The 21,796-nt window shown below is 71.0% G+C and carries 18 protein-coding genes; 12 read left to right on the top strand and 6 right to left on the bottom strand.

All coding sequences use genetic code 11. The features are described 5' to 3' along the window. Window positions 1-98 precede the first annotated feature (98 nt). Window positions 99-1,817 carry an NAD-dependent malic enzyme gene (locus tag WMF29_RS30565; RefSeq protein WP_437331184.1) on the top strand — a complete coding sequence of 573 codons (1,719 nt, stop codon included), beginning with the start codon at window positions 99-101 and terminating at the stop codon, window positions 1,815-1,817. A 49-nt stretch (window positions 1,818-1,866) separates the two neighbouring features. Here WMF29_RS30565 and WMF29_RS30570 read toward each other — a convergent pair whose 3' ends face one another. From WMF29_RS30570 to WMF29_RS30580, 3 genes are all read right to left on the bottom strand, one after another. Beyond that, window positions 1,867-2,280, bottom strand: coding sequence for a hypothetical protein (locus WMF29_RS30570; RefSeq protein ID WP_272094562.1), 414 nt, complete (start codon window positions 2,278-2,280; stop codon window positions 1,867-1,869). A 153-nt stretch (window positions 2,281-2,433) separates the two neighbouring features. After that, on the bottom strand, window positions 2,434-3,912 hold the full coding sequence (locus WMF29_RS30575; protein WP_437323658.1) for a hypothetical protein: 1,479 nt from the start codon (window positions 3,910-3,912) through the stop codon (window positions 2,434-2,436). A 214-nt stretch (window positions 3,913-4,126) separates the two neighbouring features. Further along, window positions 4,127-5,788: a Ppx/GppA phosphatase family protein gene (locus WMF29_RS30580; protein ID WP_437323659.1), complete on the bottom strand. Its 1,662-nt coding sequence runs from the start codon at window positions 5,786-5,788 to the stop codon at window positions 4,127-4,129. A gap of 50 nt (window positions 5,789-5,838) precedes the next feature. Between WMF29_RS30580 and WMF29_RS30585 the strand changes: the two genes are divergently transcribed. The 8 genes from WMF29_RS30585 (at window position 5,839) to WMF29_RS30620 (ending at window position 14,804) form a co-directional block, all read left to right on the top strand. Next, window positions 5,839-6,459 carry a hypothetical protein gene (locus WMF29_RS30585; RefSeq protein ID WP_437323660.1) on the top strand — a complete coding sequence of 207 codons (621 nt, stop codon included), beginning with the start codon at window positions 5,839-5,841 and terminating at the stop codon, window positions 6,457-6,459. Then, a complete protein-coding gene (locus tag WMF29_RS30590; RefSeq protein WP_437323661.1) occupies window positions 6,456-6,722 on the top strand; it encodes a hypothetical protein in 267 nt (88 codons plus the stop codon). Before WMF29_RS30585 ends, WMF29_RS30590 begins: the two co-directional genes overlap by 4 nt. 40 nt (window positions 6,723-6,762) lie before the next feature. After that, window positions 6,763-6,939: a hypothetical protein gene (locus tag WMF29_RS30595; RefSeq protein ID WP_437323662.1), complete on the top strand. Its 177-nt coding sequence runs from the start codon at window positions 6,763-6,765 to the stop codon at window positions 6,937-6,939. A gap of 445 nt (window positions 6,940-7,384) precedes the next feature. After that, complete coding sequence (locus WMF29_RS30600; RefSeq protein ID WP_437323663.1) at window positions 7,385-9,754, top strand: hypothetical protein; 2,370 nt, start codon at window positions 7,385-7,387, stop codon at window positions 9,752-9,754. A gap of 177 nt (window positions 9,755-9,931) precedes the next feature. Continuing rightward, window positions 9,932-11,998, top strand: coding sequence for a toxin-antitoxin system YwqK family antitoxin (locus WMF29_RS30605; protein WP_437323664.1), 2,067 nt, complete (start codon window positions 9,932-9,934; stop codon window positions 11,996-11,998). A gap of 336 nt (window positions 11,999-12,334) precedes the next feature. Next, entirely contained in the window at window positions 12,335-13,744 is a 1,410-nt protein-coding gene (locus WMF29_RS30610) for an MBL fold metallo-hydrolase (protein ID WP_437323665.1), read from the top strand. Further along, entirely contained in the window at window positions 13,741-14,265 is a 525-nt protein-coding gene (locus WMF29_RS30615; RefSeq protein ID WP_437323666.1) for a YeeE/YedE thiosulfate transporter family protein, read from the top strand. Before WMF29_RS30610 ends, WMF29_RS30615 begins: the two co-directional genes overlap by 4 nt. Next, a complete protein-coding gene (locus WMF29_RS30620; protein WP_437323667.1) occupies window positions 14,262-14,804 on the top strand; it encodes a DUF6691 family protein in 543 nt (180 codons plus the stop codon). Before WMF29_RS30615 ends, WMF29_RS30620 begins: the two co-directional genes overlap by 4 nt. A 60-nt stretch (window positions 14,805-14,864) precedes the next feature. Here WMF29_RS30620 and WMF29_RS30625 read toward each other — a convergent pair whose 3' ends face one another. Together WMF29_RS30625 and WMF29_RS30630 are read right to left on the bottom strand one after the other, a co-directional pair. Further along, the gene (locus tag WMF29_RS30625; RefSeq protein ID WP_437323668.1) at window positions 14,865-16,085 is read right to left on the bottom strand and encodes a hypothetical protein; all 1,221 of its coding nucleotides are present in this window, start codon (window positions 16,083-16,085) and stop codon (window positions 14,865-14,867) included. Window positions 16,086-16,151: 66 nt separating this feature from the next. Then, complete coding sequence (locus WMF29_RS30630) at window positions 16,152-17,171, bottom strand: class I SAM-dependent methyltransferase (RefSeq protein ID WP_437323669.1); 1,020 nt, start codon at window positions 17,169-17,171, stop codon at window positions 16,152-16,154. Between the two features lie 153 nt (window positions 17,172-17,324). Here WMF29_RS30630 and WMF29_RS30635 point away from each other — a divergent pair, with 153 nt between their 5' ends. The 3 genes from WMF29_RS30635 (at window position 17,325) to WMF29_RS30645 (ending at window position 20,004) form a co-directional block, all read left to right on the top strand. Beyond that, window positions 17,325-18,194, top strand: a complete 870-nt coding sequence (locus WMF29_RS30635) for a hypothetical protein (protein WP_437323670.1) — start codon at window positions 17,325-17,327, stop codon at window positions 18,192-18,194. Between the two features lie 272 nt (window positions 18,195-18,466). After that, the gene (locus WMF29_RS30640) at window positions 18,467-18,991 is read left to right on the top strand and encodes an Lrp/AsnC family transcriptional regulator (RefSeq protein ID WP_437323671.1); all 525 of its coding nucleotides are present in this window, start codon (window positions 18,467-18,469) and stop codon (window positions 18,989-18,991) included. Beyond that, on the top strand, window positions 18,988-20,004 hold the full coding sequence (locus tag WMF29_RS30645) for an N-acetyltransferase family protein (protein ID WP_437323672.1): 1,017 nt from the start codon (window positions 18,988-18,990) through the stop codon (window positions 20,002-20,004). The genes WMF29_RS30640 and WMF29_RS30645 overlap by 4 nt, the downstream gene beginning before the upstream one ends. Before the next feature lie 105 nt (window positions 20,005-20,109). Here WMF29_RS30645 and WMF29_RS30650 read toward each other — a convergent pair whose 3' ends face one another. Further along, the gene (locus tag WMF29_RS30650) at window positions 20,110-21,729 is read right to left on the bottom strand and encodes an ABC-F family ATP-binding cassette domain-containing protein (protein ID WP_437323673.1); all 1,620 of its coding nucleotides are present in this window, start codon (window positions 21,727-21,729) and stop codon (window positions 20,110-20,112) included. Window positions 21,730-21,796 lie beyond the last annotated feature (67 nt).

Raw genomic sequence — 21,796 nt, forward strand, 5'->3', positions numbered from 1 at the left:
TCACCGAGCGGGAACCACCCGAGCTCGCCCGCTTACGCGCTCAAGCGCTCAAGGAAGGCTCGCCGGCGCGCGCCCATCGGTCTAGGATGCCTCCCATGGTGAGGATATCAAAGTATTTCGACGTCAAGAAAGACGCCTATGGCCGCGAGTACATGGAGGTATACTTCGATGGAATCGCCCTCCTCAGGCTCGTCATGACCAACAAGGGGACGGCCTTCACGCCGGAAGAGCGCGTGAACCTCGGGCTCGACGGGCTGCTCCCGCCGCAGGTCAACACCATGGATCAGCAGCTCGCCCGCGTCTATGGTGGGTTTCGCCGCGAGCCGACGCCGATCGCCAAGTATCAGTATCTGCGGGCGCTCCAGGAGCGCAACGAGATCCTCTACTATGCGCTGCTCAATCGCCACCTCGGCGAGATGCTGCCCATCGTCTACACGCCGACCGTGGGCGAGGCCGTGCAGCAGTTCAACTTCCTCTATCAGAGCGCGCGCGGCGTCTCGTTCTCTCCCGCGAACATCGATCGCGCCCAGCGCGTGCTCGCGAGCTTCCCGTGGGAGGACGTGCGCATGATCGTGGCGACCGACTCCTCCGCGATCCTCGGCATCGGCGACCAGGGTTATGGCGGGCTCGCCATCCCGATCGGCAAGCTCGCGCTCTACACCGCGGGCGGCGGCGTGAGCCCGTTCCACACGATGCCCGTGGTCCTCGACGTGGGGACCGACCGGGCCGATCTCATCGAGGACCCGTTCTACCTCGGTGTTCGCCAGCGCCGCCTGCGCGGCGACGCGTACTTCGACTTCTTCGACAGGTTCGTCGACGCCGTGAAGAGCAGCTGCCCCCGCGCCGTCATCCAGTGGGAGGACCTCTCCAAGGAGGCCGCCTTCTCCGTGCTGGACCGGTACCGGAAGGTGATCCCCTCCTTCAACGACGATATCCAGGGGACAGGGGCAGTCACCCTCGCGGGCGTGGTCGCCGCGTGCAGGCTTCGCGGCGAGCGGCTCAGGGATCAATCGGTGGTGATCCACGGCGCAGGCGCTGGCGGCGTCGGCGTCGCCTGGGCCATCTGCCAGGGGATGCTCCGCGAGGGGCTCACCGAGGACGAGGCGCTCGCCCGCATCTTCGTCCTCGACTCCAAGGGCCTCCTCGCGAAGGACCGCCCGATGGAGGAGTACAAGCGCAAGTTCGCGCAGGATCCGGGGAAGATCGCCGCGTGGAAGAAGGCCGGGGCCGTGCCGACGCTGCTCGAGACCCTCGAGAACACGCGCGCGACCGTGCTCCTCGGGCTGTCCGGGCAGCCCCGCTCATTCAGCGAGCCCGTGATCAAGGCGATGGCCGGCAACACCCCGCGGCCGGTCATCTTCGCCCTCTCCAACCCGACGAGCGCCTGCGAGGCGCTCCCCGAGGAGATCCTCGCCCTGACCGAGGGCCGCGCGCTCGTCGCGACCGGCAGCCCGTTCCCGCCCGTGGAGCTCGACGGCAAGACCATCCCCATCGGCCAGGGCAACAACGCCTTCATCTTCCCGGGGCTCGGGTTCGGATCCATTCTGTCCGACGCGCGCGAGATCACGGACGGCATGGTGCTCGCGGCGGCCTACGCGCTCGTCGACTACACGGCGGAGAAGCACCTCGATAAGGGGCTCATCTACCCGCCCGTGGAGGAGCTCCAGGAGGTCTCCACGCGCGTCGCCGTCGCGGTCATCCGGGCGGCGTTCGAGGACGGCGTCGCGAGGAGCAAGAAGGTCGACCCCGGGAACGTCGAAGCCTATGTGAAGGCGCGGTTCTGGCAGCCGAAGTACCTGCCGTTCGTGCGCGGCTAGGGCCTGCCCCGGAGCGCGCCCCCGCGCGGCGCGGGCGGTGCGCTCCGCCTCAGCCGAGCTGCGACAGGAACTTCCGGAGCTGCTGCGCCTCCACCATCGTCATCACCGGGACGAGCCAGGCCTCGAGCGAGGTCGTGTCGCGAAACGCCTTTCGGCTCGAGTTGTGCGCGTCCCGGATGAGCCGCTCGACCTGGAGCCCCAGGATCGCGTTCGACACCGGCAGCAGGTAGGCCGTCCGGTGCACCGTGGCGTTCTGGACCCGCATCATCTCCAGGAATTTCTCCGCGCTCTCGGGCGCGAGCACGTCGACCTGGAGCAGCTCGATGCAGACGACAGCGCCGTGCCGGTTCTGGGTCACGATGCCCTGGATCCGGGCGATGCACGCGTCGACCTCGCCAGTCGGGAGCGGTGATGCAAGCCTCACCTCGATGAGACGACCGGCCCTGTTGTCAACGGAGTACATGCGCGAAATTCACCCTACCGTAGACGTCCAGACCAGAGCGCGTCAATGAACGGCGTTTCCGCGCGGCACGGCGCCGTACGCGCGCACACGCCATCGACGGTTTTTGTCAGCGCCCTCATCAAGCACCACAGAAAAAACCGTCTGCGACGGCGCTCATGCGTCGGACGAGAAGATCACCTTCCCGGCGCGCGCCTCTTCCTCGGAGGCCGCCTCCCGCTCGGCTTCGAGGGCCTTGGCCTCGGTCTCCAGATCGGGAAAGCGGTACCGGATCCCCTCGCCTGCCTCGAGGTCGACGTCGCCCCCGAGGGCGACCACCTCGCGGGTGATCTCCTCTGACCGCGGCGGCTCCCCCGCCGCCTCCTGCCACGCCCGCTGGAGCACCGCCTCCGTGATCGGCTCCCGGCTGTGCTGCGCGCCGACGCGGGTAAGGATCGCACGTAGCATGGCCCGCCGGCCGTTCCGCCGGGCGAGCCTCCGCTGCTTCAGCGGGCGCAGGAGCGCCCGGCCGAGCGGCAGCGCGAAGAGCGCGAGCGAGAAGACGAGCGGCACCACCCCGAGCGCGACCGCCGTCCCCGTGGCGGGCAGCTCCGTCATCGGGACGCCCCGCGCCAGGAGCCCGAGGTTGTCCAAAGTAAGGTGGGCCCCGAGCGCGTAGAGGCTCATCAGCAGGTTGAACCCGTTGAGCGCCACGATGAGCGCGTTCATCCCCGGCCCGTTCCCGGTCAGCGGAGGCAGCTCCTCGCGCTTCGCCCAGACCGGCGCGGGCGCCCTCACGGGCGCCTCCGCCGCCGTCCGCCGGATCGCCTCGAACCGGTAGACGATGCCCCCCTCCTCCGACACGTCGACCGCGCCGTCGTAGTCGAGCATCAGCCGCGCCATCAGCGGATCCGCCTCGTCGCGCGAGAGCCCCGTCACGCGCATCACGTCGGCGAGCCCGATCCGGCCCCGCTGCGCGCGGATCTCGGCCAGGATGAGCTTCTCGGCCTCGAGCGGATCGCGCGGCGCGGGCGTCGGGCCGAAGAAGAACCGGTTCACCTTCTCGTAGAAGGGCGTCTCGTCGCGCCGCTGCCCGAACGCCCCGCGGCGTCCATACGACGAGGACCACGCCGGCTCGGCCGTCCACACGAACGGCGAGAACGGGTGGAACGTCCAGAAGATCGCGTCGAGGACCAGACGAAAGAGGAAGTAGCCCGCGAACGATCCGGAGAAGTCGTCGTGGTCGCGCGAGTCGCTGTTCGAGCGGGCGAACAGCCGGGCGATCAGGATCCCGACGAAGATCACGACGTACGCGATCAGTACGATCGCGATCCACGCCCGCACGACGAAGCGGGCCACGCCGGCGGCGGCCCGGAGGACGGCCTGGAGCGCGCGCGTGAGGCGCGTGCGGGTCTCCCACGGCTTGGTGAAGCCGTACGGGAAGCGGAAGAGCAGCTCCCCTTCGGACGTCGCCTTGAGGTGCCCGCGGTGCTCGCTGACGAGCAGGTGCAGGCCGCTCTCCGCGTCGCGCAGCGGCAGGCCGCTCTTCGCCGACGCGTCGGCGAGCGTCAGATCGCCCGTGTGCCCGCGCAGGGCGGACCTCAGGATGCCGGCGGCGCGGCGGGCCTCCATCAGCTTCGGAGATTTCAGCGTCAACGGTCGCTCGCCCTTGTTCTACGGCGGCGCAGCCGCGCCCGTCGGTACGGCATCGCCGCGCTCGTCCACGGGGGCAGAACCTCCCCCGTGCCGAGGTTCATGGTGGCCCGCACGGCTCCACGCAAAGGCCACGGCGACTTTTTCGGGCGTCGACCCCGCCCGCGCTCGCAGCGGCGCCTCGCGTCAGCCGCCGCGAGCGCGGTGGTGCCTCGCATCAGCCTCCCGCGTTCGCGGCCGAAGGCGGGCGCGATCTCGGCGTGGCGTCGACCATCCGCACCTCCAGGCCGAGCGCGTCGCGCAGCATCCCCGCCTTCGCGACGACCGTCCACTCCTCGAGCGCCCGATCCTCCGCGCCCTGCACCTCGATCACCAGCGTGTCGCCCTCGATGCGGCCGGTCACCTCCGCGACCTTGGCCCGGTGCTCGCGATCGAGCGCGTCGGCGATGCGGAGGATCGACGCCATCGACTTCACCTTGGCGCGCGCGTCCCGCGAGAGCGCGCGGAAGTTGTCGTGATCCATGCTGGGCGGCGACTTCCTGTGGTAGCGCGCGATGTTCGCGACGATCGCGCGCTCCTCCGGGGTCAGGCCCATGAGGTCGCTGTGGACGATGACGTAATAGCTGTGCTTGTGGTGCCCCTCGTAGCGGACGAAGTCGCCGATGTCGTGGAGCAGGGCCGCCGCGCGCAAGAGGATCCGGTCGCGCTGGCCGAGGCGGTGGCGCGGCGCGAGGTCGTCGAACAGCCGCTCGGCGAAGCGGGCCACGAGCGCGCCGTGCTTCTCGTCGAAGTGGTAGCGGCGGCCGAGCCGGACGCAGGCGTCGCTGACCGCGGCGGCCTCGCCGCGGAAGTCGGGCCCGAGGAAGTGGGCGTGGGCGAGATCGACGAGCACGCCCTCCTTGAGCCCGACCCCGGGAGCGACGATGACCCGCTGCGCGAACGCCCGGGCGATTCGGCCCAGGATCGTCGCCGCGGGGACGATGGTGTCGGCGCGGTCCGGGCGCAGGCCGTAGATCTGCGCGCGTTCCTCGGGCGTCTTGGACGCCATCTCGTCGAGCAGGCGGGACATCGCGGGCACGTCGATCGCCCGCCCCTCCGGGGGCGCGCCCGGCGCGGGGCAGAGATCCGCCAGCGTCTCGATGTTGCCGCCCGTGCCGACGAGCAGATCGATCCCCGAGCCCGACCCCTCGCCGAGCAGCTCCACGATCTCGCGCGTGGCCTCGACCATGACGCGATCGACGTACTCCTCGACGAGCCGCCGGTGCCCCGCGTCGACCGGGCGGCGATCCTCGAGGAAGGCCTCGACCATCCGCACCGTCCCCACGGGGAGCGAGCGCGAGAAGACGGCACCGCGGCCGCGGAGCAGCGTGAGCTCGGTGGAGCCGCCGCCGATGTCGACGAGGAGCGCGGTCCGCTCGCCGAGCGCGACGCGCTCACGGACGGCGAGCTGGACCAGGCGCGCCTCCTCGACCCCCTCGATGACCTCGATATGGACGCCGGCCTCGCGCGCGGCGCGCTCGACGAAGAGGTCGCCGTTCTGGGCCTCGCGCGCGGCGCTCGTCGCCACCGCGCGGTAGCGGTCGACCTTGGCCGCATCCATCGCCGTGCGGAAGCGCCGGAGCGCCTCGCAGGCGGCGCCGATGACCCCCGACTCGAGCCGGCCCTTCGTGAACACGTCGTGCCCGAGACGCACCGACGCGCGATCCGCATGGACATCGCGGAACGGGTGGAAGCGCGGCGCGTCGGGCGCGCCGGTCGCGGCCCCGGCGAGCGCCGGATCCCAGCCGGCCCCGAACGCCCCGAGCGCCGGAGGATCGACGTCGACGATGCGAAGTCGGATGGCGTTGGATCCGATGTCGATCGCAGCGAGCCGCGCCATGTCGGGAGAAGTAGCGAAGCTCTGGGCGGTTGGCTACTCTCATGCCGCTCATGTCGAGGAAGCTTCATCAAGGCTCGGGGGCTCGCCATCTCGGCCCCCTTCAGCATCGGTCTTCAGCGCGCGAGCTCGCGCCCGGGCAGGCTCGGGACGCGCGCCGTCTCCTCGGCGGCGCGCGAGGGGCGGCGCGCCTCGCGCTGGGGATCGCGGCCGCGGCGCTCGCGCTGGCGGCGTGCAGCGGCGGCGAGGCGCGCGCGCCGAACCCGATGCGCGCCCTCGACGAGCGCAGAGCGATCGAGGTGATCCGCCGGGCGATGGCGCACGAGGGCGCGCAGCCGGCGCGCGGGCGCGAGGTCGAGCTGACCAGCGGGAAGAAGGTGCGCGTCGATGTCGGCGTGCAGAGCCGCTCGTACGGCGTCGTCTACGTGACCGAGGAGGACGCCCAGGCGCTCGGCGCCGCGATCCCGCCGCCGAACGGCCGGGACGAGAAGCTGCGCATCGTCCGCGGCGGGGCGGACGGGGCCATCCGCCTGGTGCTCCTCTATCAGCAGAACTACCTCTACGACGACCTCGTCGGCGAGTCGCACGAGCGCACGACGATCACCGCCGAGCGCGAGCTGACGCGCGACGTGCAGGACTTCATCACCTACGCGCGGACGCAGAAGTTCCAGTGAGCGGGCTCGAGGAGGGCGGGGCGGCGCGAAGTCGGGGGCGCCGGAGAGAGCGAGACGCCGAGGAGCGCGCGCGACGCGCGCTCGGCGGCGGGGGGTTGCTCCTCGTGGCCGGGCTCGCGCTGGTCGGCGTCGGGCCGTCGGACGCGGGCATGGCGCTCACGGTGCTCGCGCTCGTGGTGCTCATCTACGGGATCCACAGCTTCGGCCGGCTGGGGACGGAGCAGGACGGGCAGAGCGAGCAGGCGCGGGCTCCGTCGCGTTGAGGCTTGCAGAGCGGGGCGCGTTCGACCAGCATCCGCCGCCATGAATCGCCCTACGCGCCAGCACCAGCACCTCACCCTCAAGGTCACCCAGAAGCAGGAGAGGAGCGCCCAGAGCTCCCGGAAGCCCGGCCGCAAGCACAAGCGCTGGAGCAAGTTCCTCACCCAGTACGCGCCGCTCGTCGCTGGCGCCGAGACGGCCGCCTCCGCCGAGAGCTGAGCTCCCGCCGCCGGCCGAGGACGCCCTGGCGCCCGGCCTTCACAATTCCTTCCTACACGTAATTTTGCGATAGCATCGCACATCAGAGCACGCCGCCTCCGCATCCGACGAGGCGGCGGCGCCTCCGCCCGCGATGGAGGCTGCGCTGCCCGTGTCGTGACGGCAGGGCCTCCGCCCTCGATGGCGGGTGTGCCGCCCATGCCGCGACGGCGGCTGTGCCGCCACTGTGCGACGCCCCCGCAGCGCCGCGCTCTCTCCATGGTTCGTGGATTTTCGTGATGGGGTCGCGCTCATCTCGCCACGTAGCCAAGAGAACACCCCCTCTCGGCGTCTGATACGCGATCGCCAGGCAGCCTGTCACCCACTCCGCGCGAGACGGGCTCGCCGGCTCCGCGCGCATGGCGCGCGAAAGGGCCCACTCCATCTCTCGCGCAAGGAAGGATCCATGTCCGCTCGTCCTCCGTCCCGTGCTGCCCGCGCGGCAGCGTCGCTTTTGTGCTCCCTCGTCGTCGGCGGCACATCGCTCCTCCCGGGGTGCCTGAGCCGCCCGATAGCCCATCAGGACACGCGCACGACTGGCACCGTCGTCGAGCGGCTCCCGCGGCGCGTCGACAAGATCGATCTCCTCCTGACCATCGACAACTCGTCGTCGATGAAGGACAAGCAGGACATCCTCGCGCTGGCCGTCCCCGACCTCGTGAGGCGCCTGGTCGACCCCCGGTGCATCGATCCGCTGAACCCTCTGGAGTCGTCCCCGCCGGAGGAAAACGGCCGCTGCCCGAGCGGCAAAGAGCGCGAGTTCGAGCCCGTCGTCGACATCCACATCGGGATCCTCAGCACGAGCCTCGGCAGCCATGGCGCGGACTCGTGCCCCGACGGACCGCTCGTCTTCAACAACGACAAGGGACACCTCATCGCCCGGAGCGACAGGAACGACCACAACGACGCGGACAACGACCCGCCGACCTACCAGAACATGGGGTTCCTCGCCTGGGATCCAGAGCAGAAGCTCAGCCCCGCGGGCGAGCCGATCCTCGACGACGGCGCGGGGCGCGGCCTGGTGCCGACGCTGACGAACATGGTCCGGGGGGTGGCCGACAACGGCTGCGGCTTCGAGTCCCAGCTGGAGAGCTGGTACCGCTTCCTCGTGGACCCCGCGCCCTACGAGACCCTCGAGGTGGTGAACGGCAAGGCGGAGCGGCGCGGCTTGGACAAGAAGCTCCTGGATCAGCGCAAGGCGTTCCTGCGGCCGGACTCGCTCCTCGCGATCGTCATGCTGTCGGACGAGAACGACTGTTCCATCAAGGAGGGAGGGAACGCCTTCTGGGTCGCGAGGCAGAAGGACGACAACGACAACCTTTTTCGGATGTTCGCGCCGCGCAGGGAGTGCGCGGAGAAGGGCCTGGACGACCCGTGCTGCAAGTCCTGCGGGGCGCCGAGGGGCGAGTGCCCGCTGGACGAGGAGACCTGCGGCCCGGATGGACAGCCCAAGACGCTCCTCCCGAACGAGGACCCGCACAACCTGCGCTGCTTCGACCAGAAGCGCCGGTTCGGCATCGATCTGCTCTACCCGATCGACCGCTACACGGACGCGCTCACGCAGGCGCGGATCCAGGATCACCAGGGCAACGTCGTCGACAACCCGATCTTCTCGGATCTCGACCCGGACGACGAGAACAGCGCGGTCCGCCCGCCGGAGTACGTGTTCTTCGCGGGCCTCGTGGGCGTCCCGTGGCACGACATCGCGCGCCAGGACGACGCGGGTCAGCCCGATCTCCTGGAAGGCAGGGACCAGGACGGCAACCGCGTCGGCGGCTTCAAGAGCGCCAAGGAGCTGAGCGCTCCGAACGCGGGATTCGCGAGCACCTGGGACATCATCCTCGGAGACCCGAAGTCGCGCCGGAGCCCCGGCGATCCCCACATGATCGAGTCGCCGCTCCCCCGCGAGGGCGAGAACCCGATCACCGGGACGCGCATCGCCAGCCCGGACTCGCCGGACGACGCCAACATCATCAACGGCCATGAATGGAACCCCAACCCGGGTTTCGGCGACCTCCAGTACGCTTGCACGTTCCCGTTGCTCGAGGCCGTGAGGGGCGATGACTGCAAGGGCAATGAGGACCGAGACAGCCCTCTGTGCAAGGACAACCCCGACGGCACCGACAGCGACCTCCAGGTCAGCGCGAAGGCCTATCCGGGCCTGCGGCAGCTCGAGCTCATCCGGAACCTCGGAGAGCAGGGCATCGTCGGCTCCGTGTGCCCGGCGCAGCTCAAGCACCCTGAAGAGGATCGGCTCGACTTCGGCTATCGGCCGGCGATCGGCGCGATCGTCGATCGCCTGAAGACGAAGCTCGGCGGGCAGTGCCTGCCCCGCGCGCTCCAGCCGAACGAGAGCGGACAGGTCAGCTGCCTCGTCCTCGAGGCGCGGAGCACGGCCCAGGGGAAGTGCGGCTGCGACGGGCTCACGGCGCGGCGGGAGGTGCTCCACGAGAACCTCGCCGCAAAGCGGAGGGTGCTCGAGGATCCCGTGGCGGCGGCGAACGGCTGGAACTGCGTCTGCGAGGTCGAGCAGCTCCACGAGCCGGACGAGCTCGCGGCGTGCCAGAACACGGTGCCTCCTGCGCCGGTCGAGGTCGGCGGCGAGAAGGTGCACGGGTGGTGTTATGTCGACCCGCGGCTCGGCTTCGGCCGGGAAGAGGTCGTCGCCCAGTGCCCGTCGACAGAGCGCCGCCAGATCCGGTTCACCGGCGACGGCGCAGCCCTGGACGGCGCGACGCAGTTCGTCATCTGCTCCGGCGACACCGCCAAACAGTAGCGTGGCGCGCGCTCCAGCGCTCCGCTGCGCTGGACGCGGCATTGGAGGTGGTCGAGCTTCGGTCCTTCGGAGCGGCGCTCGGGCAGGCGCCGCTCGTCCCCAACCTGCGCTTCGTGGATCTTTGCAATCAGCGCGAAGGGCCGCCTCCTCGGCGTGAAAGCCGATAGACTGCGACGCGTGGACTCCACGGCACACCACGGCGCGGAGCGGCCTCCGTCGGTTCCGCCTTCAGCCAGGTACGACCCCGAGCACGGCACGTTCGAGCTCGTGGTGACCGACGCCGACGGCCGTCGTTCGGGCGAGTGCCACGTGTACCGCGCGAGCGACGGCTCGTTGCTCTCGCGCTGCTGCTACGCGGGCGGGGTGAAGGACGGGCCGTTCACCTTGTTCCACCCGAACGGTCAACCCGCGCAGCGCGGGCGCTACCGGGGCGGCGAGCTCGACGGCGAGGTGGTTGTGTACGGCAGCGACGCCCCGACGGAGCTCAGGCTACGACCGTGCTGTGTGCCGCCTGGCGCCTGGGAGCTGCGAACGCGCTACCGGCAAGGGAGCATCGTACGCCAGGTCTTTCACGACCGCGACGGGCACCCGATCTCCGCGGACGGCTCCCGCTGGCCCGACAGACCCGCCGGCGTCGCCGGAGAGGCCGACTACGACCACGGCTCGCAACGATGGCTGGTCCGCGAGGAGGACGAAGCCTCGGCGTCGCTCATCGACCGTTACTTCACGTGCGAGGGCAAGCCCTCTCAGGAGATCGAGATCCGCGCTGGCGCGCGTTATCGCGAGCTCCGGTACGACGCGCTGGGCCGCCCTTCCGAGGAGCGGCACCTCGATCCCCAGGGACGCTTCCACGGCCCGTCCGTCCGCTGGTTTCCCGATCCGGACACGAGCCCTTACCTCGACCGGCGCGTGCGCGAGGAGCGCGGCCAGTACACGCACGGTCACCCGGTCGGCGCGTTCACCGCGCTCGACGCGGACGGGGCGCTGGTGGTGCGACGCGAGCTCGGCGCGGCGCTCGACGAGGCGAGCCTCGGCGCGTCGCCCGCGCTCGCCGAAGACCTCGCGGCGTGGGACGCCGAGCGCGTCTGGGCCCTCGCGCGAGAGCTCTTGCAGGATGGCCGCGCGCGCGAAGCCTGCTGCGCCGCGGCCCGCGCGGCGGCCTGCGGGGGCGAGCGAGAGAGGCTCGTCGAGTTCCTGCGCGCAGCGACGCTGCAGCCGAAACCCGAGGTCGTGGAGCAACGCGGGCGAGCGCTGCTCGAGGCGTCCGACGCGACCGCGCTCGGCGTCCTGGACGAGCTGCTGCTCGGCGCCGAGCCGAGCGCGGCTTACCGCACGCTCGCCGCGGTCTTCCGGGGCTCGCGCCGCGTGGCGCTCTCGCTCGTCGAGGCGGCGCTGCTGCTCGTGCCCGACCGCCGCTCGACCTGCATCACGCGCGCGCTCCTGCGGCTCGAGCTCGGCGACACGCGCGGGGTGCTCGAGGACGCCGACCGCATCGAGGCCGATGCCCCCGCCGTGGCCGAGCACCTCAGGACCTTCGTGCGGCTGCTGTACCCGGAGTTTGCTTTCTGGCCGGCGCGCCAGGCCATCGATCCGGTGCCCGGCGACGCGTCGGTCACTGTCGAGCTCGACCAGCCGATCGAGCAGGTTCGGCAGAAGATCCAGCTCTACGCCACCCGCTTGCTCCGCCTGCGCGAGGCCGTGCAGCGCAGCCTGCCGGGCACGGAGCCCTGTCCGTGGCTCCCGCCCGACCTGTCGCACCTCTTGCCGGACGGGCCGGTGGAGCTCGCGCGGACGGAGGCGACCTTGACCGAGGAGACCGAGAATGGCGTCGAGACGGTCGAGCTCACCGTGGACGAGACGCTCGACCCAGGAGCCCTGCCGGTCTCTCTCCTGATGCGGAGGGCCCGAGCCGAGTGGGCCGCCCTCTGCTGGCTTTGCTGGTCGGCCGGCCTCGACCACGTCGCATTGCCGGATCGCATCGCGCACCGGCCCGACTTCACCGCGGCGGTCAACATGTCGCTCACCCGCTGGTTCCGCGCGCGCGACCAGCTGCAGAGCGGCGGGCTCGTCAGCCGGGCGCGCGGCGTGCCGGGCTTCGCCTGGGAAGGGCACGACATCGGCGAGCTCGACCCCACGCTCGCGGCCATCGCGGCCGACGAATACTTCGAGATGCGCTGTCTCTTCGTGTGGCTCATGTTTCCGGAGAACGTCTCCCCGTTCCAGAGCGACATCCGCGCGGCGTGAGCGCCGATTCAGGGCGGTCGATGCCCGGGCTCGCAAGGCGATCTGCCTGATGGCTTTGCGCTCCGCGCGGGACCACGAGCCAAAGTCGATGATCACGGCGACGCCCGCTCCGAGCAGATCCTCTGCACGACGAAGCATAAGCCCCTGGAGGAGGAAACGAGACGGGTAGTCGACCAAGCTCCTCGTGGCGCACCATCTCGCCACAGGGGACAGGTCGAGGTGTGGCGGTCCTGCGCGCGACAGGTGACCCCTTGAGCTCGCGCGTCCAGCCGATCGGCCGCAGCCGTCGGTCTGGCGCCTCGCTTGCATCCGCTCCCGCGCATGCATCTACACCGGATGAAGACTCCGGGTCTCGCTCACATCGCCTACCTGCTCGGCAACAAGGGCGAGGCGATCGTGGTCGACCCGCGGAGGGACATCGACGAGGTCCTCGCGGCGGCCAGAGAGAGGGACCTCGTGATCAAGTTCATCCTCGAGACGCACCGCCACGAGGACTTCGTCATCGGGTCTGGCGCCCTCGCGAAGGCGACGGGCGCGAAGATCGTGAGCGGAGATCATCCGCTCTTCGGACAGAGCGACATCCGGATGCGGGACGGCGAGGAGCTCGACCTGATCGGGCTGCGCGTCCGAGCGCTCCATACGCCGGGGCACACGCCGGAGAGCACCTGTTACGCCGTGTTCCTCCCGGACGCGCCTGGGCGCGCCTTCGGCGTCTTCACCGGCGATACGCTGTTCATCGGGGAGACTGGCCGGACCGACCTGCCCGACCGCGAGAAGACCAGCGACAATGCGCGCCTCCTCTTCGCGTCGGTGCACGAGAAGCTCGTCCCGCTCGGCGATCAGGCCCTCCTCTGGCCCGCCCACGGCTCCGGCTCGGCCTGCGGGGGCAACATCGCGGAGCGCGATGACTCCACGCTCGGCCTCGAGCGGGCCTACAATCCCGTCTTCGTGAGGTCGGTCGACGACTTCGTCCGTGCCAAGGTCGCGGAGCGCATCCCGCGCCCACCCTATTTCAGTTTGATGGAGAAGCTGAACCTCGAAGGGGGCAAGCCGCTCGCCGCGAAGCCCGGCGACGTCCCTTCCCTGCCGCCGAAGAAGTTCGCGTCAGACTCGAAGCAGGGGCTGGTGCTCGACGCGCGTGACCCCGAGGCGTTCGCGTCGGGGCACCTGCCCGGCTCGTTCAACCTCTGGCTCGCTGGGCTCCCGGTGTTCGGCGGGTGGATCGCGGACGAGACGACGCGGGTCTACCTCGTCCTCCCGCGCGCCACGGACGTGGAGGCGGCGTTCCTGCACCTCGCGCGCGTCGGCGTCGATCGCGTCTCCGGCGTGCTCGCCGGAGGGTTCGACGCATGGCGAGACGCGGGCATGCCCATCGAGAAGACGGGCACGATGACCCCGCGCGAGCTCCACGACGCGAGCGACGCCTTCACCGTGCTCGACGTCCGCGATGATCAGGAGTTCGAGACGGAGGGGCACATCGAAGGCGCGCGGCACATGTACGTTGGATATCTCGATGAGCACTTCGAGAAGATCCAGCCCGCGCTGCCGCGTCATGGCCGCATCGCGCTCGTCTGCAGCGTCGGGCACCGCGCTGGCCTCGCGACGAGCATCCTCCGCCGCCGCGGCTTCACCGAGGTCACCAACGTCCTCGGCGGGATGACGGCGTGGGAGAAGCTCGGGTTGCCGAGGAGGCAGGGCCCCGAACGCACGGTGACCACCGTGGATATCGAAGGAGCGCGACGATGAGCTCGCAGGGAGGCACGCGCTGGGCACCGGAGATCGCCGGACTCGCGATCGGAGCGCTGGAGACGTTCGCGATGGGGACCGCGAAGCGGCCTCTCGGCGTGACGTCCGCGTTCGAGACGGCGGCGAGCACGCTGGCGCGCCGGCTCGCGCCGCAGGCCAGCCGAGTGAACGAGTTCGTGGCCAAGCGTGAGACGACGCCGAAGATCGACTGGGAGGTGCTGCTCGCCCCGGGCATCGTTCTTGGCGCGTTCCTCGCCTCGCGCGCCTCGGGCACGCGAGGATCCACGCTGCCGGACGCATGGCGGGCGCGGTTCGGGGAGAGCCGCGGAAAGCGCTACGCTGCCGCGTTTTGCGGTGGCGCCCTGATGATGTTCGGCGCGCGGCTCGGCAAAGGATGCACCAGCGGGCACGGCATCAGCGGCACGATGCAGCTCGCCGCGGCGAGCCTCGCGTTCGACGTCGCGATGGGCGTGAGCGCCGCCTTGACGGCGAAGCTCCTGTTTCGAGGAGGTGCGCGATGAAGCGGGATCCGCTCGGAAAACTGGCGCTCGGCCTCGCGACCGGGACCGCGTTCGGCGCCTTTCTCCAGCGAGGAGGGGCCTCGGACGCCGACCTCATCATCAGCCAGCTCCTGCTGCGCGACGGCGCCGTTGCGCGGATCATGTCGACGGCGGCGGCTGCCGGCTCGATCGGGACGCACACCTTGCGCGCAGCCGGCGCGACCGAGCTCGACGTGAAGCCGTTCCAGGTTCGCTCGGTGATCCTGGGCGGTGTGGCGTTCGGCGCCGGGATGGCGGTCCTCGGTTATTGCCCCGGCACGACCCTCGCCGCGGTCGGCGAAGGCCGACGCGACGCGATGTTCGGGCTGCTCGGGATGGTCGCGGGAGCGCTCGCCTTCATCCGCGTGTACCCGCACATCAAGGAGGTGGTCGAAGCGACGGACCTGGGCAAGGTCACCGTCCCTTCGGCGACGAAGACGTCCCCTTGGCCCTGGGTGGCTGGCCTCGCCGGGCTCGCCGCCGCAGCGGCGCTCGTCAGCCGCGTGCGGGCAGCGCGATGAGGCGGTCGAGGCGCCTCCTCGCCAGCCGAGACGCTCGGATTTGAACGCAACGAGGACGCTTCAGTCGAGGGCCATCACCGCGGTCTCGCCCCCGATGTCCAGGCGTGAGAGAAGCGATTCTACGGCCTCCATGGACAGGGGGGCCCCCCTCACCATCAACGCGGATTCACGCACCCTGGTGAGCGCTGGGAGCCAGTCGAAGCCCGTGAGCTCACCCGAGCTCACGAGACGGAGCTCACCCACCTCCGCCAGGGCGTCGAACCCGTCGAGGCCCGGGCCTTCCAGCAGATGCATCTGAAAATTCGCGCCGACGCGGCGCAGGTTGCGCAGCGCGGTGAAGTCGTCGGTGTGGTTGCGGAAGAGCGTGAGCGAGCCGTCGATGTGGACGAGGGCGGAGAGCGGCTCCAAGGCGCCCGGCGACGTATCGCTCAGGTGGATCGAGCCCCGGAAGCGGGTGCATCCGGCCACGCTCGTGTAGGGCTCGATCAGCAGATCGCCCGGCTGGCCACACACGACCGCCTCGGCATCGGGGTCCGGCGGCTCCCTGGGAACGGCGTTCGTGAGGGACACCAGCGCGCCGCTGCGCACGTGCGACGTCGCGAAGGACTCCAATGCTTCAGCGGTCAGATTCGCGTTGCGCCGAGCGATCATGGAGGCGCCGATCTCCGCGAGAGCAGGAAGCCACGAGAAGTCGGCAAAGCCGCTCTGGTAGAGCCACAGCCCGGAGACGTACTGGATCGACTCCAGGCCACGCAAGGCCTCCGGCGCCGTCACGACCAGCAACCGACCTTCGATCCGCGTCAGGTTGGACAGAGGTCCGAGATCCTCAGGAGGCGAATAGAGCAGCAAGGATCCCTCTATTTCCCTGAGATCCGTGAGCGCGTCGATCGCCTCGGGTCCGTCCAGGCCCAGCAGATGAAGCGTGCCGAGGAAGCGCGTACAGCCACGCAAGCGCTCCAGCTCGGGCGCAGGCCCGGTCGTGTCTTGAAGGAGGTTCGCGCCCACCGCGATCACCTCTCCCGCCGTCCCGCAGTCACGCCCCTCGGGAGATCCCCCTTGCCCGCCCCCGGATGGCTCGGCGGCCCCGGAGCCGCCGCTGCCAGCTGTCGCGCCTCCGCCGCCGCCCGCGCCGGCGCTCGAAGCTCCCGTGGAAGCGCCGCCTGCCGCTCCGCTCGGGCCGTCGGGGGTGGTGCCACAGGCCGCAGCACCGAGGAGCAGCAACCCCGCCGCGCCGCTCAGCCCGCGCCGCAGCATGTGCCTTTCCCCTCTTTCCCCGCGCATGGTCGCTCGATCCTAACAGAGCTCTCAAGCGCGAGGCACGACGGACTGAAGCGGCCGGCGGGCGGGCTAGTTGCCTGCCGTGTGGGCGATCGCGAAGATGAGGTTGCGCTCGAGCCGGATGCCCTGCGGCGTGCGGAGCGCCTCGAGCTCCTTCGCGAGCCGCTCGCGCACCTCGCGCTTCTCCTCGGCGGTCAGGTGCGAGAGGTGGTTGCCGAACGAGCTCGAGCCGCTGTGCTTCAAGATCTCGTCGATGTCGGCGGCGTGGTCGACGAAGGTGAGGATCTCCACCGTGTCGGCGATGAAGCCGGCGCGCTCGAGCAACACCCGGACCTCGTCGACCGTCAGCTTGTACGGGCGATTGCCCTGCGCGTCTCTCCCGAGCTCGGCCAGCACCTTGCGCTGGATCGGCTCGAGCTGATGCGGCTTCTCCCGCGATCCCGTGCTGAATCCGAGCTTGCCGCCCGGCTTCAACACGCGCGCCGCCTCGGCGATGGCGCGCTCCTTCTGAGCGTCGTTCAGCCAGTGAAGGACGCTGTTCAGGTACACGACGTCAAAGCTCTTCGTGGCGAAGGCGGAGAGGTCCTCTGCGCGGCCGACCGCTGTCGCGAGGTTCACGCGGGCCTTCTGCCGGGCGATGTCGACGCGGAGCGGCAGGGGATCGATGGCGGTCACGCTGCCCTCGGGGCCGACGATCTCTGCCACGTGAGCGGCGAGCCGGCCGGTGCCCGCGCCGACGTCGAGCACACGCTGGCCGCGCCGCACGCCGAGCGTTTCGATGAGGAGCTTGCCGTGGTTGAACTGCCGGTCGCTGCCGTGCTCGTAGGCCCGGGCGAGCTCAGGGGTGTCGAGAGAAAGGCTGATGGTGGTCATCCCGGCCGCCCGAGCAGGGCCCGTGCCGGCGCCCGGCGCCGCGCCGGCAGGGCCCGCGCGCCGGGGCGCCGCGCGGGCGGCGAGGACCCGCGCGCAGCAGATCACGATCGCCGCTGCTCGCGGGACAGCAACGATGCTGCTCTGCTGCTGCGCCGCGAGCAGCGTGGCCGCACGGGGAAGGCGGCGGGCAGGGACGGCGCTCGCCAGGACGCTCACCGCTCGTCGATGCGCCGCCGAAATCACCAGCTCACACGTGCAGGCCAGAGCGGCTTGCAGGACTCAATCCTGCAGCGAGCAGGCGGGCTCGATGTCGAGCGCCGCTCGATGCGGCGCAGCGCAAGAGCGGGGCTTCAGGCTAGGATGCGCGTCATGGGTACGGCGCTGACGGTGGAGCGCTACGCGGAGATGCGCGCGCAGATGGAAGCCGGAAGGCTCCGCGACGAGGTGCTCGCGCGCGCCGGGCTCACGGCGGACGAGTGGACGGCCGCGCAGCGCGAATGGCTCGAGCGGATGGGCGCGGAGCTCGAGCGCGGCAGTTCGGAGCTGACCAACCGCTACACACGAGCCTTCCTCGAGCACCTGCGGGCGTTCGTCGCGGCCTCGCCGCCGGTGAGGGCGCCGTCCGGTCGAGCGCCGGCCGCACCGCGGCTCGCCGCGCCAGCGCCGCGCACCACGGCGCCGGCCGCACCCGCGGCGCCGGCTGCGCCCGCGGCGCTGGCCGCGCCCGCGGCGCTGGCCGCGCCCGCCGGCACAGCCCCTCTCCCAGACATGCCGGCGCTCGTCGCCGCTCTGCCCTTCGTGCCGAACGCGCCGCCCGGTCGAGCGCCCGCCCCACCGCGGCTCGCCGCGCCAGCGCCGCGCCCCGCGGCGCCCGCCGCCACCCCCGCGGCGTTGGCCGCACCCGCCGGCACAGCCCCGCTCCCAGACATGCCCGCGCTCGTCGCCGCCCTGCCCTTCGTCCCGGCGTCGGAAAAGCGGGGTGCCCCCGCGCCCCCGCCGAGCGCCGCGGCCCCCACCGCGCCCGCCCTCTCGCTGGAGCAGTACGCCGCGCTCTGCGCGGAGCTCTCGCTGCACCCGCGGAGCGCCGCGGCGATCTACCCGCGCTACGGCCTCCGCGACGCGGCCGCGTGGCAGGCGACGGACGCCGCGTGGCAGGCCCGGATGCGCGGCGACTCCGCCCTCGAGGCGCGCTGGCAGCAGCTCATCGCCCATTACCGAGCCCACTACAGGGCTCGCTGAGCCGACCCGCTCGCCGAGCCCACGCGCGGCGACCCCGCAGCTCTCCCTGCTCCGCTGCTGACCTGCCGCGCCGTCCCCCACCGTCGAGACCGGCTCCGCCACCCGACCGAAGAGACCGAAGACGCGAAGACCAGCGAGGCGTGCCTCACGGCCCAGGGCGGCAGCGCTCCACGGGCCGTTTCGCCGCCTCGGCGGCGCGACGCTTCGTTGCGCCTGGCTTGCAAATCGAAAAATTTCATTCGATCATGCATTCACTTCGAATGACAACGACCATGGATGCCATCGATCTGAAAGCGATCCACCTCCTCGCCCGCGACGCCCGCCGGTCGTGGGCGGACCTCGGCGAGGCGGTCGGCCTCTCCGCGCCCGCCGCGGCCGAGCGGGTGCGGCGGCTCGAGGAGCGCGGCGTCATCACGGGGTGGGAGGCGCGCCTGGACGCCCGGGCCGTGGGCGCCGGGCTCACGGCCTTCATCTCCGTCTCGATCGCGAACCGCCGCGGTCGGGGCGAGTTCCTGCGCGCCGTCGAGCGCGCGCCCGAGATCCAGGAGTGCCACCACGTCGCGGGCGACGAGGACTACCTGCTCAAGGTGCGCTGCCGCGACACCGAGGCGCTCGAGCGCCTGCTCACCCAGGAGCTCAAGGCCCACGACGGCGTGGTGCGCACGCGCACGACGGTCGTCCTGTCCACCGCCAAGGAGACCGCGCTCCCGCCCCTGCCGTCCGAAGAGGCGCGCGACGGCGAAGCGCGCCCCCGCAAGGCGCCCGGCCGCGGGGCCTCCCGGAAGGAGGCGCCGTGAGCGGCGGCGACGGACTGCCGCCCTTCGCAGAGCGAAGTGATCCCGGCGATCGCCGCGACCGCGGCGCTCGCACGCTCGACGAGCGCGACCTCGCGGCGCTCGCGGCCGCCATCGAGGACGCCGCGATCGCGCAGCGCGATTTCTCGCACGCGCGCCACCTGCTCCTCGCCCTGCACTACGTGCGCTCCCACGGGCCCGAGGGGGCGCTCGCGCGCATGCGCTCCGCGCTGCAGGCCTTCAACGCCCGGCATCCGCCGACCTACGGTTATCACGAGACGATCACGGCCGCCTGGCTCACGCTCGTCGCCGGCCACGCCGCCGAGCACGGAGGCGCCGCCGTCCACGACCTCGCGGAGGGCCTCCTCGACCGCTACCGCAGCAGCAAGGCGCTCTTCGCCCATTACTCTCGCGCGCGGCTGCTCTCGGACGACGCCCGCGCCGCGTTCGTCGCGCCCGACCTCGCGCCGCTCCCGGCTCCAGGCGACGGCGTGCGCATCCGCCTGGCGACCGAGGCCGATCTCGTGGCGATCGAGGAGATCTACGCGTTCTACGTCGAGCGCTCGACCTGCACCTTCGCCACCACCGTCCCGACCCCGGCGGAGCGGCGCGCCTGGCTCGCGGCGCACGGCCCCCTGCACCCCGCCACCGTGGCCGTCGAGGGCGACGGGGCCGGAGCCGTGGTCGGCTGGGGCTCGCTCTCCCAGTGGAACCCGCGCGAGGCCTACGCCCGCTCCGTCGAGAACTCGGTCTACGTGCGCGACGGCCTCCAGCGGCGGGGGCTCGGGCGCCGCATCCTCGCCGATCTCGTGAGCCGCGCGATCTCGCTCGGCCACCGCACGATCATCGCGCAGATCGCCGGCGACCAGGCGGCGAGCGTCGCGCTGCACCGCGCGCTCGGGTTCGAGGACGCCGGGTTGCTCCGCGACGTCGGGCACAAGTTCGACCGCTGGCTCGACGTGATCCTGATGCAGCGTGCGATTCCGTACTCTGCGAGCGATGGCCAGGCGCCGTGATGAACCTCACGCGCCCGCAATCACGACGAACGGCTCCGCGCGGGCCCTGGAGCGCGCTTTCGAGCACGCCCCGGGGCTGGCGCGCCCAGGGCGCAGGCGGGCGCGCTACGAGGCCTTGGCGTTCTTCAGCGCTTCCGGGTTCCCCGGCCCCTCGAGGTACTCGTCGTACGTGCCGTTGAAGACGCGCGGATCCTTCGCCGACAGATCGAGCACGCGGGTGCCGAGCTTGCCCACGAAGTGCCGGTCGTGGCTCGTCACGACGACCGTCCCCTTGTACTCGACGAGCGCCTGGAGGAGCGCGTCGATGCTCTCGACGTCGAGGTGGTTCGTCGGCTCGTCGAGCACGACGATGTTGTTCTTCACGAGGATGAGCTTCGCGAGGAACAGGCGCGCCGCCTCGCCGCCGGAGAGGTTCTCCGTCTTCTTGAGCCCGGCCTCGCCGCTGAAGAGCAGCTTTCCGAGCACCGAGCGCACGTGCTCCTTCGGGGCGGTCGGGTCGAAGCGGTACAGCCAGTCGTAGGCCGTGAACCCCGCCTCGATCGCCTCGTGGTGATCCTGCGCGAAGTAGCCGACGTTCGTGTCGTGGCCCCACGTGACGGCCCCGGCGTCCGGCGTGTACTCGCCGACGAGGAGCTTGAGCAGCGTCGACTTGCCGATGCCGCTCGGCCCGATGACCGCGAGCTTGTCGCCGCGGTTCAGGTTGAAATCGAGCTTCTGGATCACGCGCCGATCGCCGAAGCCCTTGGAGAGGCCCTCGACGCGCAGCACGTCGCGGCCGGAGGGCTTCTCGATCTCGAACTTGATGTACGGGCGCACGACGCTCGAGCGCCGCACCTGGATGCCCGCCTCGAGCTTCTCGATCTCCTTCACGCGCGACTGCGCCTGGCTCGACCGGCTCGCGCTCGCGCCGAAGCGGGCCACGAAGTCCTTGAGCTCGGCGATCTTCTTCTTCTTCTGCGCGGCGTCGGCCTCCGACTGGCGCTTGCCGGTCGTCTTCTGCTCGATGAAGTCGTCGTAGTCGCCCGTGTAGAGCGTGACCGTCTGGTAGTCGACGTCGGCGACGTGCGTCGCGATCGCGTTCATGAAGTGCCGGTCGTGGCTGACGACGAGGAGCGTGCCGCGGAAGGTGTCGGTCAGGTACGACTCGAGCCAGCGGATCGAGTCGAGGTCGAGGTGGTTCGTCGGCTCGTCGAGGAGCAGGACGTCCGCGCCCCCGAAGAGCGTCTGGGCGATGAGGACGCGGAGCTTGTACCCGCCCGCGAGCGTGCTCACCGCGCTCGTGTGCCGGGCGGTCGCGATCCCGAGCCCCTCGAGGATCTCGGCGGCGCGCGACTCGGCGGTGTAGCCGTCCTCCTCGCCGATCGTGCCCTCGAGCTCGGCCAGCCGCATGCCGACCTCGTCGGTCATCTCGACCTCGTACAGCCGATCGCGCTCCTGCATCGCGTCCCAGAGCGCCCGGTTGCCCATCAGGACCGTGTCGATGATCCGGCAGGACTCGTAGGCGAAATGATCCTGCTTGAGCACCCCGACGCGGAGCTGCTTCGGGATCTCGACCGAGCCCTGATCCGACTCCTCCTCGCCGGAGATGACCTTGAGGAGCGTCGATTTCCCCGCTCCGTTCGCGCCGACGAGCACGTAGCGCTTGCCGGGGTCGAAGCGCATCGTGACGTTCTCGAAGAGAATTTTGGGACCGTACCGCTTGGTGAGCTTTTCGAGCGTGATCATCTCAGCGGCGCCGGGCGTAGCACGTGTGCGCCTGCGGTTCCGGTGAATTCCGGAGGCAGCGCGCCCC

This window comes from Sorangium sp. So ce381 (assembly GCF_051473845.1).
In the GTDB taxonomy this organism is placed as follows: domain Bacteria; phylum Myxococcota_A; class Polyangia; order Polyangiales; family Polyangiaceae; genus Sorangium; species Sorangium atrum.

Excerpts from the sequence above, each read along its gene's own strand:
- WMF29_RS30585 (WP_437323660.1), top strand. The coding sequence starts at position 5,839 with ATGTCGAGGAAGCTTCATCAAGGCTCGGGGGCTCGCCATCTCGGCCCC.
- WMF29_RS30595 (WP_437323662.1), top strand. The coding sequence starts at position 6,763 with ATGAATCGCCCTACGCGCCAGCACCAGCACCTCACCCTCAAGGTCACC.
- WMF29_RS30580 (WP_437323659.1), bottom strand. The coding sequence starts at position 5,788 with ATGGCGCGGCTCGCTGCGATCGACATCGGATCCAACGCCATCCGACTT.
- WMF29_RS30615 (WP_437323666.1), top strand. The coding sequence starts at position 13,741 with ATGAGCTCGCAGGGAGGCACGCGCTGGGCACCGGAGATCGCCGGACTC.
- WMF29_RS30640 (WP_437323671.1), top strand. The coding sequence starts at position 18,467 with ATGGATGCCATCGATCTGAAAGCGATCCACCTCCTCGCCCGCGACGCC.
- WMF29_RS30570 (WP_272094562.1), bottom strand. The coding sequence starts at position 2,280 with ATGTACTCCGTTGACAACAGGGCCGGTCGTCTCATCGAGGTGAGGCTT.
- WMF29_RS30650 (WP_437323673.1), bottom strand. The coding sequence starts at position 21,729 with ATGATCACGCTCGAAAAGCTCACCAAGCGGTACGGTCCCAAAATTCTC.
- WMF29_RS30620 (WP_437323667.1), top strand. The coding sequence starts at position 14,262 with ATGAAGCGGGATCCGCTCGGAAAACTGGCGCTCGGCCTCGCGACCGGG.
- WMF29_RS30625 (WP_437323668.1), bottom strand. The coding sequence starts at position 16,085 with ATGCGCGGGGAAAGAGGGGAAAGGCACATGCTGCGGCGCGGGCTGAGC.
- WMF29_RS30635 (WP_437323670.1), top strand. The coding sequence starts at position 17,325 with ATGGGTACGGCGCTGACGGTGGAGCGCTACGCGGAGATGCGCGCGCAG.
- WMF29_RS30610 (WP_437323665.1), top strand. The coding sequence starts at position 12,335 with ATGAAGACTCCGGGTCTCGCTCACATCGCCTACCTGCTCGGCAACAAG.
- WMF29_RS30600 (WP_437323663.1), top strand. The coding sequence starts at position 7,385 with ATGTCCGCTCGTCCTCCGTCCCGTGCTGCCCGCGCGGCAGCGTCGCTT.